General features: G+C 34.6%; 15 protein-coding genes. 11 read left to right on the forward strand and 4 right to left on the reverse strand.

Annotated features, from left to right (window positions below; genetic code table 11):
* Positions 1-7 precede the first annotated feature (7 nt).
* Genes BMW63_RS14220 through BMW63_RS14230 form a run of 3 tightly spaced genes read left to right on the forward strand, consistent with a single transcriptional unit; the run spans position 8 to position 5065 of the window.
* The gene (locus BMW63_RS14220) at positions 8-1672 is read left to right on the forward strand and encodes a RagB/SusD family nutrient uptake outer membrane protein (RefSeq protein ID WP_083380513.1); all 1665 of its coding nucleotides are present in this window, start codon (positions 8-10) and stop codon (positions 1670-1672) included.
* Between the two features lie 54 nt (positions 1673-1726).
* Positions 1727-2989 carry a YdcF family protein gene (locus tag BMW63_RS14225; protein ID WP_074724146.1) on the forward strand — a complete coding sequence of 421 codons (1263 nt, stop codon included), beginning with the start codon at positions 1727-1729 and terminating at the stop codon, positions 2987-2989.
* A gap of 9 nt (positions 2990-2998) precedes the next feature.
* Positions 2999-5065, forward strand: coding sequence for a glycoside hydrolase domain-containing protein (locus BMW63_RS14230; protein ID WP_074724147.1), 2067 nt, complete (start codon positions 2999-3001; stop codon positions 5063-5065).
* Positions 5066-5516: 451 nt separating this feature from the next.
* Here BMW63_RS14230 and BMW63_RS14240 read toward each other — a convergent pair whose 3' ends face one another.
* Genes BMW63_RS14240 through BMW63_RS14250 form a run of 3 tightly spaced genes read right to left on the reverse strand, consistent with a single transcriptional unit; the run spans position 5517 to position 7022 of the window.
* The gene (locus tag BMW63_RS14240) at positions 5517-6473 is read right to left on the reverse strand and encodes a HipA domain-containing protein (RefSeq protein ID WP_074724158.1); all 957 of its coding nucleotides are present in this window, start codon (positions 6471-6473) and stop codon (positions 5517-5519) included.
* Positions 6466-6798, reverse strand: coding sequence for a HipA N-terminal domain-containing protein (locus BMW63_RS14245; protein WP_016991032.1), 333 nt, complete (start codon positions 6796-6798; stop codon positions 6466-6468). Before BMW63_RS14245 ends, BMW63_RS14240 begins: the two co-directional genes overlap by 8 nt.
* A complete protein-coding gene (locus tag BMW63_RS14250) occupies positions 6798-7022 on the reverse strand; it encodes a helix-turn-helix domain-containing protein (protein WP_072992765.1) in 225 nt (74 codons plus the stop codon). The genes BMW63_RS14245 and BMW63_RS14250 overlap by 1 nt, the downstream gene beginning before the upstream one ends.
* 304 nt (positions 7023-7326) lie before the next feature.
* Here BMW63_RS14250 and BMW63_RS14255 point away from each other — a divergent pair, with 304 nt between their 5' ends.
* The 8 genes from BMW63_RS14255 (at position 7327) to BMW63_RS14285 (ending at position 11697) form a co-directional block, all read left to right on the forward strand.
* Positions 7327-8082 (forward strand): hypothetical protein, encoded by a 756-nt coding sequence (locus BMW63_RS14255; RefSeq protein ID WP_074724148.1) that lies wholly within the window; start codon positions 7327-7329, stop codon positions 8080-8082.
* 109 nt (positions 8083-8191) lie between these two features.
* On the forward strand, positions 8192-8632 hold the full coding sequence (locus tag BMW63_RS14260) for a DUF5675 family protein (RefSeq protein WP_074724149.1): 441 nt from the start codon (positions 8192-8194) through the stop codon (positions 8630-8632).
* Positions 8633-8635: 3 nt separating this feature from the next.
* Complete coding sequence (locus BMW63_RS14265) at positions 8636-8887, forward strand: hypothetical protein (protein WP_074724150.1); 252 nt, start codon at positions 8636-8638, stop codon at positions 8885-8887.
* On the forward strand, positions 8877-9053 hold the full coding sequence (locus BMW63_RS18190) for a hypothetical protein (protein ID WP_175460298.1): 177 nt from the start codon (positions 8877-8879) through the stop codon (positions 9051-9053). The genes BMW63_RS14265 and BMW63_RS18190 overlap by 11 nt, the downstream gene beginning before the upstream one ends.
* 271 nt (positions 9054-9324) lie before the next feature.
* The gene (locus BMW63_RS14270; RefSeq protein WP_074724151.1) at positions 9325-9768 is read left to right on the forward strand and encodes a hypothetical protein; all 444 of its coding nucleotides are present in this window, start codon (positions 9325-9327) and stop codon (positions 9766-9768) included.
* Positions 9769-9836: 68 nt separating this feature from the next.
* Positions 9837-10526 (forward strand): GTPase domain-containing protein, encoded by a 690-nt coding sequence (locus BMW63_RS14275; protein ID WP_074724152.1) that lies wholly within the window; start codon positions 9837-9839, stop codon positions 10524-10526.
* Positions 10526-10972, forward strand: coding sequence for a hypothetical protein (locus BMW63_RS14280; protein WP_074724153.1), 447 nt, complete (start codon positions 10526-10528; stop codon positions 10970-10972). The genes BMW63_RS14275 and BMW63_RS14280 overlap by 1 nt, the downstream gene beginning before the upstream one ends.
* The gene (locus tag BMW63_RS14285) at positions 10954-11697 is read left to right on the forward strand and encodes a hypothetical protein (protein ID WP_074724154.1); all 744 of its coding nucleotides are present in this window, start codon (positions 10954-10956) and stop codon (positions 11695-11697) included. The genes BMW63_RS14280 and BMW63_RS14285 overlap by 19 nt, the downstream gene beginning before the upstream one ends.
* A 213-nt stretch (positions 11698-11910) precedes the next feature.
* Here the strand turns inward: BMW63_RS14285 and BMW63_RS14290 are convergent, their stop codons facing one another.
* On the reverse strand, positions 11911-12822 hold the full coding sequence (locus BMW63_RS14290; RefSeq protein WP_074724155.1) for a helix-turn-helix transcriptional regulator: 912 nt from the start codon (positions 12820-12822) through the stop codon (positions 11911-11913).
* Positions 12823-12951: the final 129 nt, after the last annotated feature.

Raw genomic sequence — 12951 nt, forward strand, 5'->3', positions numbered from 1 at the left:
AAAAATGATGCGAATAAAAAACACAATAAAAACAGTTTTCCTATTGGCTTTATGCCTACAGATGAGTTCATGTTCTAATGATTTTTTAGAGGAGGTTACATACGGTGAAGTTGATCCTTCTGAAATGACAAAGCCTGCAAATGTAGAACGTGCTATAATATCGGCCTATAGTGTTCTGAACGGTCAAATAGATGGGGCTAGTAATGCTTATAATTCTCCCGACTCTAATTTTAGTTTTGGAGACATAACGTCTGATGATAGTTATAAAGGTGGTGGCGGAACAGGTGATCAGAATAACATTCACCAAATGGAGATTTACAATGAAAATGCAACTACTGTAGATATTGAACGTAAATGGAAGGCACTTTATGAAGGTGTAAAGCGTTCTAATGAAGCCATGCGATTGTTAAACGCTTCGACTGATTTTGAAGCTTCTTTAAAAGTGAAGAGAATGGCTGAATTACGTTTTTTGAGAGGCCACTTTTATTTTGAATTAAAAAAGATATACAATCACATTCCTTATATCGATGAAACGGCTACAACTGTTGCTGATTATGCAAAATCAAATACGACCTTTTCTTCAGATGAGATTTGGACTAAAATTGAAACAGATTTTCAGGAAGCTTATGCCAATCTTCCAGAGACGCAAAGTGAACTGGGACGACCAACTAAAATAGCTGCTAAAGCTTATTTGGCAAAATGTTATTTATTTGAAAGTAAATGGCAACTTGCTTATGACGCTACTACTGAAATAATGAGTAGTAATTATGGTTTATTGACGGATTTTCAACAAGTGTTTTTACCAGAGAATGATAATAATAAGGAAATTATTTTTGCAGTTCAACATTCGGTAAATGATGGACAGCCTAGTAATTATAATGGGAGTATCGGCGATAGATTGACTGCTCCAGGAGGCCCATTTTATTCTCAATATGGTTTTCACCGTCCTTCACAGAATCTAGTGAACGCTTTTAAAACAGATGCTTCAGGTTTACCCTTAGAAAATAATGTAAACGTTGTTGCTAGTGATAATGTAGATCCTCGTTTGGACATTACCGTTGGTCGTCCAGGAATACCATACAAAGATTTGGGTATTTTATATCAGGATACTTGGGCTAGAGATTTGGCTACTTATGGTTCATTTTCCCCAAAGAAGCGCATAGTTTCAGCAAAGTCACCTTATTATGTTACGGTTTGGCCATATGTAAATGCGTTAAATTATTACATTATCCGTTATGCGGAGGTCGTTTTATGGAGAGCAGAGGCAGCCGTTGAAATAGGGAAATTAGAAGAAGCGAGAACGTTAGTAAATCAAATTCGAAATCGTGCAGCTAATACTGCCTTTGTAAAAACTTTAGACGGAAGTGCCAATGCTGCTAACTATACTATAGCGCCGTATAGCACAGTATGGACAAGTAAAGTTATGGCTAAAACTGCAGTACATTTAGAAACTCGTTTGGAAACAGCAATGGAAGGGCATCGATTCTTTAACCTAGTTCGATGGGGAGAGGCAGATACTGTTTTAAATGCGTATCTTTTGATTGAAAAAACCAGAAGAACACATCTAACTAATGCGGTGTTTATCAAAGGGAAAAACGAATATTTTCCAATACCACAAAGGTATATAGATGGATTACCTATAGGAATGGTTACTCAGAATAATGGTTATTAAAAACTAAATAAAGTTAGGTAATCTTATCGATTGCCTAATTTTTATATAAAAAAGATGAAAAAACTAATTTACATATTAATTACACTTGCATGTATTTCAGGCTATAGCCAAGAAGTCAAAGGATTTGATCTAAATTATAAATCATCCAAAACTTCTTCGTTGGTACAGGATAAGAATTTTTATTTGCTGACAGCCATTCAAAACGATAAAGCAGTTAGACAACTTCTAGAAAACAATAGTGTTTTAAAAAGCATTTTTAATAAACAGCAACAAGAGATAAGTTCCAAGCTGAGCTCTTGCAAAGACAGCCTTTCCTGCTTGATTAGTACCTATCAAATTAAAGAAAAAGAACTCAAAAGTATTGAAAAGGAAGTTCAAATTTTGATGAAAAGTAAAAAGGAACTACAAGATTTTGTGAAAAATAATTTGCGTTCTTCTGGTAAATATGAAAATTTTAAAAACGATACCGATACCGAATTACTGCTAAAAGCGTGGCAAATTTGTTCTCGAGGAATGAATCGGATTATGAATGTTTATGGAATTGGAGAAGCCCCTCAGTATGCTACAATAGATTCTGTTTCTTATGATGTAAAGTCTAAATTTTATAAAGGATCTGTTTTTATGTGGTCTGATATGCTTCACAATAAAAAACCTAGATTGAATACTTTATTTTTTCAAGAAAGTCTGGATTTTAGTTTGTCACTTTTGTACATGAACCATCGTGATGAGGTGGCGCGTTACGAACCGTTAGAGGAAAAAGAGAACAAAAAAGCAATTGATCATATAAAGCAAATAAATTTCAATGCTTTAGATTATGCTTCTATTTTAATTTTGGGAAACGGACCAGAGAATTATCAAGACCGATTGTCCGCCATAGGAAAACTAAACATACAATTAGGAGTATTAGAATATGAAGCTAAGAAAGCCCCTTTGATTATTGTTTCTGGAGGTCATGCTCATCCTTTTAGAGCTCCCTATTGCGAGGCTATTGAAATGAAAAAAGAATTGATGACTGTGTATCATATTCCCGAAGAAAACATCCTTATTGATCCTTTTGCCAGACATACCACAACAAATTTACGTAATGTCAGTAGAATGATGTTTGCTTATCAAATGCCAACTAACAAAAAAAGTATTGTAATTACGAATGTTAGTCATAGTGATTATGTAGGAAGCCCCAATTTTAATGCGCGTTGTATTGAAGAATTAGGTTATTTACCTGCCATTATTCTAAAGAGACTTAATTCTACTACAATAGAGTTTTTACCAAAAATCGAATCTTTGCATCAAAACCCAATCGACCCTTTAGATCCATAAATTGATATCATGAAAAAAATATTAGTTATATTACTTGTTTTTATTATAGTTGCATGCCAGTCTTTGAAAAAAAATGCTACAAAAGAGCAATCACCAGTTGAAAAGGTAAATGTATTTTTAGGTACTTCTGGAGATCATGGACAAATGTCGCCTTCGGCATCTTCTCCTTTTAATATGATGAGTATTGGCCCCCAAACCTATCCTCATATTCATGCCGGTTACGAACATTTGGCCAAGGAATTCTTGGGATTTACCCATAGCCGTATCGAAGGAGTAGGCTGTATGGGAACTGGAGGAAATTTGCTTATTAAACCTATTTTTGATGGTGATGTGAGTGCACCATTAATCAAAAAACAAGAATCAGCTTCCCCGGGTTTCTATGGAGTAGCATTTAAGAATGGAATTATAGCCCAAATGAGTGTAAAACATAATTTTGGAATTCATCATTATGAATTTCCGAAAAAAGGAGCAGGGCTTTTTATTGATTTGTCCCATGCTTTTGTTAATCGATTTGTTGCCGAAGAGCATGAAGTTGATAGAAATACTATAAGCGGCTGGATTGACACCCAAACCACTTGCGATAAGGGGATTTATCGTATTTATTATGTTTTAGAGATCTCTAATTTGGCAACAATAACTCCAATTTCGGAACATAAGTATCTTATTTCTGGCCTTGCTGACACTACCGAAATGGAAGTTCGTGTTGGTTTCTCCTCCGTTAGTACGGCTTACGCCAAAGCTAAAATAGAAGCGATTCTCTTGGAAGAGTTGGCTGCACAAACAGCAATTGACTGGAATCATTTTTTAACCAGAATAGAAGTGACTGGCGAAAAAGATAGAGAAGATTTATTCTATTCTCTTTTATACCGGGGATTGCAGGCGCCATTTTTAGTTTCAGAATCGGATGGAAGCTACAAAGCCATCGACGGTTCTATTCAAAAATCAAGTAGCCCAATATACAACGGTTGGGCTATTTGGGATAATTATCGAGAACAATTACCCATGCTATCATTGGCTTATCCGGAACGTTTTGGCCCCATAGTGAAGTCTATTGCAAACTTGTATCCGTATGGCAAGAATAATTGGGCTACCAAACACGAGTCCTCGCCTACAGTCCGCACGGAGCATGCGATTGTTGTTTTATTGGACGGTTATAAAAAAGGGTTTCCTGTAGATTTTAATTCCATCAAAGATTCCCTAATCGCAGAAGTAGACCGATTGGAATACAATTCGCCTGACAAGGCTTTGGAATCTTCTTATGACTGTTGGGCACTTTCTGAAGTCCTGAAAATTACCAAAGATTCTATGTTAAGTGCCCAATATTTGAATAAGGCTTTAAAATATAAAAATTATTGGAAAAAAGATTTTGCCGATTTATCCAAAGGAGATCTCGATAAAATGCCCGCTCGTGGAATGTATCAAGGCACCGTTTGGCAGTATCGCTGGTTTGTTCCTTTTGATGTGTTGGGTCTAAAAAACTTAATAGGAGGCGAAGATTTATTTTTGAAGCAATTAGATCAATTTTTTGCAGAGGATAATTACAATCATGCGAATCAACCAGACCTACAAGTTCCTGGTTTGTATAACTCGAGTTCACAACCTTGGAAATCTCAAAAACTGTTTCGGAATATTATGTTAGATACCGTGGTACAGGCTTATTTTAATGACAATAGTAAAGGAGTAGATTCCTATATTGGAAGGATTTATAAGAATGCACCCCAAGCTTATGTGCGTACTATGGATGATGATGCAGGTACAATGTCCTCCTGGTTTGTGATGCGAAGTATAGGGCTGTCACCAGCAAATATTGGTAGTCCCATTTATTATTTGACCGCTCCTATCTTTAAGAAAGTAGATTTAAATTGGGAAAACGGAAAGTCATTTCACATTGAAGTTCGCAATTATAATAAAGATCACTTTTATATTCAATCGGCTAATTTAAATGGGCGGCCTTTGTTTAGAAATTGGTTGACGCAGGAAGAGATTAGTAATGGTGGAACCTTAATAATCGAAACTGCTGCTTTGCCTAATAAAAAGTGGGGAATTGAGGATCAGTGGATTTCAAAAACAGAGTAATACAATTGATTAATAAATTAGGTATCAGTGATTTTTTTTCGCTTAATATCCTTTACCTCATAAAACGAGAAGCCGAGTTGAAAGTCCGGCTTCTCGTTTTTGCTTATAAGTTGCAATAGCTATTCAGGTTAATTATTTTAAAAGGTTTAAAACAATTTCTAACCAATAATCAGCGGTTCAACCTGTTCAATTTTTAGGCTTGTATATTGGCAGAACTCTTCTATAGATACAAGCTCATTTTGGAGCTTATTGCGTTCCTTTCGGATGTTTTGTAACAGTCTAATACTTTGGCGATAGCTCTTTCCGGTAATGCGTTGTATATCCTTCGGGTAAATACACAATCTCTTATATTCTGTTTTCATACTCTATCTATAGCTTTGATTGGGCTTTGGCTTACTTAAAAATTCTATTATCCGAACTTCTAAGTAAAATTAAACAAAAAAGTGCTTGTTTACTTAGGCTGAAATAAACTGCTGTATCTTTCCTCTAATAGTAGTTTGTATTTTTCTTTGAATGCTTCAGACAGGAATGAATTGTCGATCCACTGCATGGCAATTGGTTTGTTTTTTTGGAATCGTTTTACTATTCCTTTTAGCTGTTTTTCGTTAAGACCAAGGTTTGTTCCTAGTGTTTGGAAATGCTCCCATTTTAGTTTTTTCTTTTTTCCATCGAGAGTTAAGGCTAGTTCTTCGGTGTCTTCCGGGTTTACTATGGCCACGTTCAACAGATCATAGGCTGGAGCCAATGTCCAACTATCCCCTGTATTGATCATCGAGAAGTTCTTCAGGTGCATGTCGTTGTTTCCGGTCAGATAGCTGAAAACACCTAATTCCAAAAAGTATAGTTTGTCCAGTAAGGTATTGTCTGAGAATTCGTTGATGGCTTTGCCTATTTTCTCCATCGAGCTTTTGTATTTGTCAAAAGCTTCCGTGATTTGGAACATGTCGAGCATGTGGATTTTTTCTCCAGTAGTTGTCCTATCAATGCGTTTGGTAATATAGGAAAGCTCGCCAGATTGTAGTCGGATCAAGCTTGATTTTACAGTGTTAATTCCAAAAGCTTCTGCAATGCGCATCGTTACATGTTCATTTGCGGGCATTTCAGGGAATTGTTCGGATGGCGGTTTGAAAATATAATTACCGCCCAAAGCACCTACCACGGTAAGACGTCCTTTATTCCCGTCCTGAATCGTGTCATTTACTATTGATAGTGATAATTTGGGTTGTACCCCGGGTACTGCTACGCTTCGCTCCACCACATTTAGCGCTAAGGCGGTCATTTGTTTTAGGGTATGTTCAAATGCAGGTTGGTGTTTTGTTCCAAAAAACGCTAAGCTACATTGCTCGTGAAAATCACCTCCAATTGTATCCTCTACTATCTGATAACAATATACGCATTTCTTACTCATTTTCATTTGGTATTGGTTGAACACTGACGGCACCGATACAATTTTGGCAGCAGGCCAAGAGTAATCCCATACGGTCATTGGGATTGATTTTCCAGTTTTTGGATGCGATATCCAGGAGCCAGCCTTCAGGAATTAGTCCTTCAAAAAAGGGGAATAATCGTTTGTCGGTATATGTTTTAGGACTTACTGGCATCGTAAACGTAATGAACTGTTTGGGATGTTTCTTTATGTATTGTTCTTCATACTGAAAGATATAGTCTCCTTCATCTGTTTCGGTGAGTATTCCCGCTAAGACGTCTTTATAATATATTGCTGCCTTTCTCATTATTCTTTCTTTTCATTTTTGGATAATTCTCTTGCGTTAACCGGTGCGAGGGTATGCCCGAACATTCGGAGTACCTGGTTTACCTTCTCGAGATTTAGATTTTCTTTGCCTTGTTCTATTTTTCGAATAACGGTAAGTGCTACTCCAGCACGTTCTGCAAATGCTTCCTGGGTAAGGTTTACTTCATTTCTTTTTTCTTTTACAAAGTCTGCTAGTGTCATCATGATTATATGCATTTACATCGAATTAGAGCAAATATATGAAATTATATGCAAAAGAATATAATTTACTTGCTAAAACACAATCTATATGTAATTGCATATAGAAATTTATAACTCGTAACGAACTCACATGTGTCATTTATGTCGATTTATGCCATCTGTGTCTGATCCTGCCATCTGGTCGTCGAGGCCTTTTTAATGTGATTTAATTAGCTAAAATTTGTATTCAAATCAATTGAAAAGTGTTGCAACAGGAAGACGATTGAATTCATTTTAAATTAATTTATAAACTTAAATTTTAGGAATTATGGCAAGACAGAAAGGCATAATTAAGTTGAAAGGTACTATTGGAGATATTACTTTTTACAAAACCAAAGACGGCCATTTGGCTCGTGAAAAAGGTGGTATTGATGCCAGCAGAATCAAAAATGATCCTGCGTTTCAAAGAACCCGTGAAAATGGTTCCGAGTTTGGTAGAGCAGGGAAGGCCGGAAAAACTTTAAGAACGGCTCTGAGAGTCTTACTTCTAAATTCTGCGGACGGTAGAGTGGTGAGTCGACTTACCCAAGCGATGGTGAAAGTGATCCAAGCGGATACGATTAGCGAGCGTGGGTTACGAAATGTAATTGATGGTGAGGCGGAATTGCTTATTGGTTTTGAGTTCAATATCAGAGGGAAACTGGGAACTAGTTTGTTTGCGCCCTATGTAGGGATAATCGACAGAGTATCTGGAGATATCAGCGTTGATTTGGATTCGTTTATTCCCGCTAATATGATTGCAGCTCCAGGAGGGACGACCCATTTCAAAATTATTTCAGCTGGTGCTGAAATTGATTTTGAGGCAGAGACTTTCGTATCAACGAATTCTGAAACTGCTATTCTTCCATGGGATATGACTGCAACAGCGGCGATTAGTCATGTAAACCCGGTCACGCCAAACAGCACAAAACCGTTGTTTTTGGCTTTAGGTGTTGAGTTTTACCAACAAGTAAATGGCCAGATGTATCCCTTGAAAAATGGATCCTTCAACCCGTTAGCTTTGGTTAGTGTAAGCGGATTGTAATACCGATTATGTATTCAATATAGTCCAATAAAAATTGGACCATTTTCATACTATATCGGCATTATACCAGAAAATTTTCGGATAAATACAAAAATATAATTGATATAAGATGGGTTTAGTATTAACCAGAATCTATTTTCCTGAAGGAACGCAAGGGATACTAGAATGGAACGGCACATTAGTTTGTTATACCATCGAATTGCCTTGGTTGGGAAATCAAAGGCGTATCTCTTGTATTCCGGAAGGAGAATATGTTTTGCAGAAGCGGTTTAGCCCAAAATTTAAATGGCACTTGCATTTGAGAAATGTTCCGGGAAGAGATTTAATATTAATCCATCCCGCCAATGACGCCAAAAAAGAATTATTGGGCTGTATTGCTCCTGTAGCGCAACATAGTGGAGTAGGAAAGGGAATTTATTCCCGAAAAGCGTTGGAAAAGCTGAAAGCTTTGGTTTATGCAGCTTTAGATCGCAATGAAGAAGTAAAAATAAGTATCCAATCTAATCCTTCGACTCCGCTCAGGACGACAAGGCTGAAAAAAAGTAGATAAATTATGAATGTAGTTGAACGCGCGAAAGCGCCCACTCCAAGTTTTTTTAAGATTGTGAGAGCCATTGGTTTGGCTTTGTTGGCCATCAGCGGGAGCGTTATAGCTGCGCCAATTGTTTTACCGGCTACTGTCGTGACCGTTGCAGGCTATTTGGCTGTTGCAGGTGGCGTTATCTCAGCGGTAAGTCAAATCACTGTGGATGACAAAGCCAAAAAAGAGCAGGAAAACCAAAATAAAACCCGTGATGGAGACTAATATTTCCCTCCGAATAGGAACCGCATCAGGAACTTTGTTGAGTATTGTGCCCAATATCCTTTCTGAAGATATTGTAAAAACGACTATCTTAGCGGTAGTGGGAGCCATTGTAAGTTTTGCGGTTTCTCTCCTTTTAAAAGGATTGACAAAATCAAAAAAGAAATAATTCGGGTTTGGCTTGGTAACCTTTTTCCGAATTTATATAAAAGTCTGGTCGTGAGATCAGGCTTTTTTTTGTTTATGTAATAAGTTTAAGAATAGTCTATTTTAAATTTTAAATTATATGGTTTGTTAAGAAACAAATGAGAGCAAGTTTATAACATTCAATGAGTTAATATTTGTATTTCATTAAAAATTAAATTTTAAGGAGTAATTGCTTTTTAATTATAAGAAATAGGATTAAATAATTATATATTTGGTAAAAAGATAATAACCCAATGAGTCAGTTAATAAACCCAGAACGTACTTATAGCCGACTAGCAATCGATAAAGTTTTTACAAAAACTAAAGCTGTCATGCAGCAAGCCGCACTCATTCGTGGTGGTGATGGATTGGCACTTTATATTGATTGTTACACAGGAAAAACACTCAGAGGAGGAGATCCTTACGATTATGAACACTTGCGTTCCTCGGAATCCGTTCATACTCAATTCAAATCTCGTTTAACTGATGAGCAAATAGCTTTAGTTGTTAATTGTCCCGAAAATGTTGGTATTACTTTAAGATGTATCAATCAATCTAAGGGTAAAAGAAAAATGGAAGATTGGTTGAGTAATCCTTCTAACATAACTCTTAATGAAATTGATTTGAAAATAACTTTAGCTAATTTGAAAAAAGCGGATGAAGGGATTGAGAGAAAGGTTAAGAGTTTTTTGGAATAAAAAATAGAGCGACAAGAATTGACAGTTTGGAATATTAGTTTTGATAATAAAATTAAATAATTAAAAAAATGAATATAAAAAAAGTAGGTAAAATCTTAGGAGGTATTGCAATTGGTGTGGGTGCTGTTATTGCCTTACCAGTAGCAGGACCAGTTGGTGCAGTATCATTAGTTGGTGCACTTATCGGCGGGGGCATAGGGGGTGTTACAGGTGTTGTTGTAGACTTCTTTGGTAAAGATAGTAAAGCTAATAAACTTGGCATAATAGGAATGCAAGCATCAGGGAAAACCACTTTTTTAAATAATTTAAGAGGACTTGAGGCAGTTCTTAATCCTACCTCACGTGAAAATTTTGAAAGTTTTAAATTTGAATTAAGTAATGGCAAAACTATATATATTGATAAAGGTAATGATATAGGGGGAGCTAAAAATTATATGGTAGAATACAGGCAAATTATTGAAAAAAATGATATAGTTTTATATTTTTTCAATGTTAGTGAGTATCTAACAAGTATTGATTACAAACGTGAATGCAACTCGCGCCTAGATCATATAAATGGAAATATTAAAAATAAAAAATCAGCAATCATAGCATCACATTCAGACTTATCCCAACACAGTAAAAATAAATTGATCGAAGAAATACTGAATCAAGTTAGAGATAAAAAATATTCGAATTTATTCAATAATGCTTTTTTCGTAGTTAATTTGACTAAAAGAAATGAAGTTAGTGATTTAATGGATAAAATTTTTGGATAATGAAAAGGATTTTGTATTCACAAAGTGAGACCCCAGTTAAAGGTGATTATTTCGTTATTGATGGTAATCTAGAAACAAATAATGTTTCTGATTTATCAATGAAAGCATTCCAAATTGTTAATAGTAGTGAAAATTGGAAAGTTCTATATGAAGATGAAGAGTTGAAAATTAAAAAGAAAGGTAATTTTTTAAGTATAAAATCACATTATAAAAATCAAGATGAAGTTGGTAGATTTCTTTTTTATATCTATTATATTGAATCGAACAATGTTGAAGAAATGCTGAAGTACTTGAAGGAAGATTCGCTTAAAATTAATAAAGATATTGCTTTTAATGTTGAAGAATTAATAACTAAAATTAAAAAAAAAGAAAATATTAAAAAAATAATTATTGTTTTTTTCATTTCATTAATAATAAGTTTTGTAGTATGGGAAATAGTAAAATAGTATTGTTTGAAGAAGACGAAAGGTCTTTAAATTATAAATTTGAAAAATTTTCTGACAGATTAAGGTCGACAGAAATTTTATCGTTAGAATATGATAAAGAAGAGTTTTTAAATAAATATGAAATAATTGGACAGGAACCTGAATTAGGCTCAGTTTATTATAAGCATCCAAACAAACCTGGTTTTTATGTAAATAGTTCTTTAGATGAGTATTATTTTATGGAAGAAAAAATTGAGTTTTATGCAAAAGTGGCTCAATTGTTAGGAGCTACAGGTTTTGAAGCTACAGTGGTTCTAGATAGTATTGAAGAAATGGATTTTAATGGAAATGGCGATTTTAAATATAAAGTTGTCGAATTTGATTCAACGTATAGAAAAAATGAGACTAATAAAATCTCTCAAAGGTTAGAATTAAAAAGAAAAATAGAAAAGAAAACGGATTTTGACATCGAAAAAGGGTTTATTAAAGCAAATGATTTTGTTAAAAGTCACAATTTTTCTGCGGATACAAAATTACAAGGTCTTATAGATTCGAGAGATCCAGAAAATGATTCCTTTAATAAGGAGCAAACTTTAAAAACAGAAATAACAAGTGACTATAATCAACTTTTAGAATTTTCAGCAGGTTTGAACGTAATGAAGGATGTTTTTGAATTAAATATGGGTTTTTCGAAAAAGTTTAAATCAATAAAAAAAGTAAATCTTGATATGGTGATTTATTTTTAAGAGAATATTACAGCGATTTAAATATGAAAACCTTATGGGTAATTAATAATTTAAATTTAAAAAAATGAAAACACATTATTTTATTGGAAAAACTGGTATTTATTTGAAACTAGGACTTCCGTCTTCAGGCAGAAAAGGGAAAACGTTAGTTTATTATCCTTATTAGTAAACCCAAAGAAACCTCTTAATTTAAAACTTAAGAGGTTTTATTTATTATAAGTATCCTTCAAACCCCTTCCTCAATTCCTCCTTAATCTCCTCCGCCAACCAATTCGGCTCAACAACTTTGACTAGACTTCCATATTTCAAAACCTGCTGTCTAAATTCAAAATTGGGATGAATGAGTAGTTCAATATCAAATGTTGTTTCATTTTCGAGATTGATTTCCTTTTGGGAATGATGTAAAGGAAGTGAGACAATATAAGGTTTTTGGGAAATGTGAAATGATAATTTTATCTTTTCCATTTTATGATCTACGTAGTTTAAACCGATTACATGGCTGAACTTGTCTTTTGCTTCTTCTGTTTTTGGTTTGAATTTTTTAGTGCCAATAGTAATATTATCTATTCTGTCAATCCCAAAAGTTCGGTATCCTTTTTCGGTTTCGCCAATGGCATACCAACGGTTTTGGTATTGTTTCAGGAAATAGGGCTTTAAGGTATAATTACTTTCTTTTAAATGATAAAAACTATTATGGTTGAAGGTTATAGGTAATTGTTGTTGGATAGCATCCAAAACGATTTTGAAATTAGGAATGGATTCTATTGCAGCTTTATTTTCGAATTCTACGAAAGAAAGCGCATTGTTTTTTTGTTTGAAATTGCTTGAAAAAAGTTCGGCTGTGGCCAAAACTTCTAATAAGCTCAGGAAAGATTCCGGGTTAGTGCTTTTTTGTTCATCAAAAAAATAACCATCATTGTTATAGTCAAATACAATTTCAATCCCGAAATCCCTGGCTAATGTTTCTTTAAGTCTGTAAAAAGTACGCTCATTAAAACCTTTGTCGTTGTCTTCAAAATAATCTAAAATATCATGCTTGGTTTTGTATGGATTTCGTTTTAAATAAGCCAGTAACAGGCTTATTCTTCTCAATTGGGTCAAGTTTAAACTCTGATTTTCTTTCATATGCAGCTATTTATTGTTTTTTATCGGACATATGGGCGGATTCAAGTTTCTAGCGCAATTTCTTGGCGATTAAGTTTTGCCTTATTTTTCAAATTCAGAAAGCAATTTTGTTTGTCTTTAGGCTTTCTA

It is taken from the genome of Flavobacterium frigoris (genome assembly GCF_900111075.1).
Classification (GTDB): Bacteria; Bacteroidota; Bacteroidia; order Flavobacteriales; family Flavobacteriaceae; genus Flavobacterium; species Flavobacterium frigoris.

Coding starts and splice junctions, on each gene's coding strand:
- BMW63_RS14220 (WP_083380513.1), top strand. CDS start 8: ATGCGAATAAAAAACACAATAAAAACAGTTTTCCTATTGGCTTTATGC.
- BMW63_RS14225 (WP_074724146.1), top strand. CDS start 1,727: ATGAAAAAACTAATTTACATATTAATTACACTTGCATGTATTTCAGGC.
- BMW63_RS14230 (WP_074724147.1), top strand. CDS start 2,999: ATGAAAAAAATATTAGTTATATTACTTGTTTTTATTATAGTTGCATGC.
- BMW63_RS14240 (WP_074724158.1), bottom strand. CDS start 6,473: ATGAGTAAGAAATGCGTATATTGTTATCAGATAGTAGAGGATACAATT.
- BMW63_RS14245 (WP_016991032.1), bottom strand. CDS start 6,798: ATGAGAAAGGCAGCAATATATTATAAAGACGTCTTAGCGGGAATACTC.
- BMW63_RS14250 (WP_072992765.1), bottom strand. CDS start 7,022: ATGATGACACTAGCAGACTTTGTAAAAGAAAAAAGAAATGAAGTAAAC.
- BMW63_RS14255 (WP_074724148.1), top strand. CDS start 7,327: ATGGCAAGACAGAAAGGCATAATTAAGTTGAAAGGTACTATTGGAGAT.
- BMW63_RS14260 (WP_074724149.1), top strand. CDS start 8,192: ATGGGTTTAGTATTAACCAGAATCTATTTTCCTGAAGGAACGCAAGGG.
- BMW63_RS14265 (WP_074724150.1), top strand. CDS start 8,636: ATGAATGTAGTTGAACGCGCGAAAGCGCCCACTCCAAGTTTTTTTAAG.
- BMW63_RS18190 (WP_175460298.1), top strand. CDS start 8,877: ATGGAGACTAATATTTCCCTCCGAATAGGAACCGCATCAGGAACTTTG.
- BMW63_RS14270 (WP_074724151.1), top strand. CDS start 9,325: ATGAGTCAGTTAATAAACCCAGAACGTACTTATAGCCGACTAGCAATC.
- BMW63_RS14275 (WP_074724152.1), top strand. CDS start 9,837: ATGAATATAAAAAAAGTAGGTAAAATCTTAGGAGGTATTGCAATTGGT.
- BMW63_RS14280 (WP_074724153.1), top strand. CDS start 10,526: ATGAAAAGGATTTTGTATTCACAAAGTGAGACCCCAGTTAAAGGTGAT.
- BMW63_RS14285 (WP_074724154.1), top strand. CDS start 10,954: ATGGGAAATAGTAAAATAGTATTGTTTGAAGAAGACGAAAGGTCTTTA.
- BMW63_RS14290 (WP_074724155.1), bottom strand. CDS start 12,822: ATGAAAGAAAATCAGAGTTTAAACTTGACCCAATTGAGAAGAATAAGC.